Source organism: Kitasatospora sp. NPDC059327, from assembly GCF_042752535.1.
Classification (GTDB): domain Bacteria; phylum Actinomycetota; class Actinomycetes; order Streptomycetales; family Streptomycetaceae; genus Kitasatospora.
In genome coordinates, this window is record NZ_JBHYYB010000239.1 from 1 (window position 1) to 2,311 (window position 2,311).

Annotated in this window: 1 protein-coding gene; it reads left to right on the forward strand. The window is 61.3% G+C overall.

Annotated features, from left to right (window positions below):
* The first annotated feature begins 429 nt into the window (after nucleotides 1-429).
* Nucleotides 430-2,232, forward strand: a complete 1,803-nt coding sequence (locus ACFXHB_RS44680) for a reverse transcriptase domain-containing protein (protein WP_380582962.1) — start codon at nucleotides 430-432, stop codon at nucleotides 2,230-2,232.
* Nucleotides 2,233-2,311: the final 79 nt, after the last annotated feature.

Consider the following 2,311-nt stretch of genomic DNA (forward strand, 5'->3'; position numbering starts at 1 on the left):
AAGTAGCATGTCGGGAAAGTACCGCGCGCCCGCAGGCGCTCACGGCGTGGCGGTGCGAGACCCGCGCGATATGGTCAAGGCTGGATTGCTTGAAGCCCAGTTCCCAGTTGGTGCAAGAAGACTCCTGCTGGAATGGCGCCTGTCACCAGTGCTGCACTGTGCGGGGGTACGCCTCCGTTGCCTCCGCAACCTTCGCAGGGCAGAACGTCGTCTAACGAAGACGATCAAGGGGACGAACGGGCGACCTAAGTCGCGCTCGACACGTGCAACAGAGACGTACCGTGGGATCGCCTACGGGGCGCGAGCCCTATGGCGACGGAGTGCCCGTAGTAGTCGCAGGAGTTACGACCTGCCAAGGGGGCTGGGAAAGCCAGCCGCAGGGCGAAGGGGCACAGGTGATTCGACACGAAAGCCGGGGAGGTCTGCGCAATGCAAGACGCTGAAACCGTGCTGAATGTCATCCGTGAACGCGGCAGGCGCGCCCTGCCGCTAGAGAGGCTCTATCGGCACCTATTCAACAGGCAACTCTTCCTCATTGCCTACGGGAGGATCTACGCGAACGCGGGATCCATGACGCCCGGGGTCACCCCAGAAACCGTGGACGGCATGTCACTGGAGAAAATCGATGGGATCATCGGGCGGATTCGCTCGGAGACCTACCGGTGGAAGCCAGTGAGGCGGGTTGAGATTCCCAAACCGAACGGCCGCACTAGGCCGCTCGGCGTGCCAACCTGGTCCGATAAGCTGGTCGCGGAGGTGGTGCGCCTCCTTTTGGACGCGTACTACGACGCCCAGTTCTCTGACCGCTCCCACGGATTCAGGGCCTCTCGGGGGTGCCATACGGCGCTTTCAGAGGTGGCCCACAAATGGACGGGGACGAGTTGGTTCATCGAAGGCGACCTCGCGGACTTCTTCGGGAGCCTCGATCACGAGATCATGCTCTCGACGTTGGCTGAGAAAATCCACGATGGACGTTTCCTACAGCTGCTGAAACGGATGCTCAAGGCTGGGTACCTGGCGGACTGGAGATTGCACCCTACGCACAGTGGGGCGCCACAAGGAGGGCCCGTCTCTCCACTTCTGTCCAACATCTACCTGGACCGTTTCGACCAGTTCGTTGAAAAGGAGCTCATTCCGGAATACACCCGAGGAGCGCGCCGAGCCCGCCACCGCCCCTATGAAAAACTGAGGGGCGAGTTGCAGAAGGCGCGCAGGGCTCATGACGTGGACCGCATCAGGGAACTGAAGCGAGAGATGCGCACGATGCCGGGAGTCGACCCGGATGATCCCGACTACCGGAGACTCCGGTATGTGCGGTACGCCGACGACTTCCTTCTCGGGTTTAGCGGACCTAAGCGTGAAGCCGAGGAGATCAAGGCCAGGATCGGGGAGTTCTTGCGTGATGAACTCAGGCTGGAACTATCCGAGCAGAAGACTCTGATCACCCACGCCTCCAGCCAGGCGGCGAGGTTCCTAGGCTACGAGGTACGTGCACAACGAGCCGATTGCAAGATCAGCGGTGGTCGCAGGGCCACCAACGGCAAGATCGGGCTATACGTGCCGAGGGACGTAATTCGGAAACGATGCGCAAGCTACATGAGGAAGGGGAAGCCCGCGGAGCTGGGCCTTCGTATCCACGACTCGGACTTCTCGATCGTGGGGAACTACGGAGCTGAACTCCGTGGGGTGATCCAGTACTACCTGATGGCCCAGAACGTTGGGGCCCTCAGCAGGCTGCAATGGGTCATGGAATGCTCTATGCTAAGGACCCTCGCCAGCAAGCACAGCTCCACTACGACGAAGATGTCCAGGAAGTACAAACGGACCATCGCCACGCCGTATGGGGAGCGCAGATGCTTCATGGTGGAGGTCCCTAGGGATGGCAAACCGCCCCTTATGGCCAAGTTTGGAGAAACCCCGCTCAGACGGCAACGCACCGTGAGTGCCGAGGACAGGATCCACAGGGCCCACCCCGGCAGGACCGAGCTGGTAAAGAGGCTCCTGGCCAGGGAATGCGAGGTATGCGGGGCGGGGTATGGGCTACAAGTCCACCACGTTCGCAAACTCGCCGACCTCAACCAGCCGGGGAGGAAGGAGAAATCCTTTTGGATCGAACTCATGGCAACCCGGAGACGAAAGACACTTGTTGTATGCGTCTCCTGCCACAACAAGATCCACGGCCACGGAACGGGCTCCTCGCGGAATGGATCACTGGAGAGCCGGGTGCGGTGAAAGCCGCAAGCCCGGTTCGGGAAGGGGCCGCCGGAAAAGGACCTCACCCAGAGGCACCTCGCCGGCGGCCTACTTCACG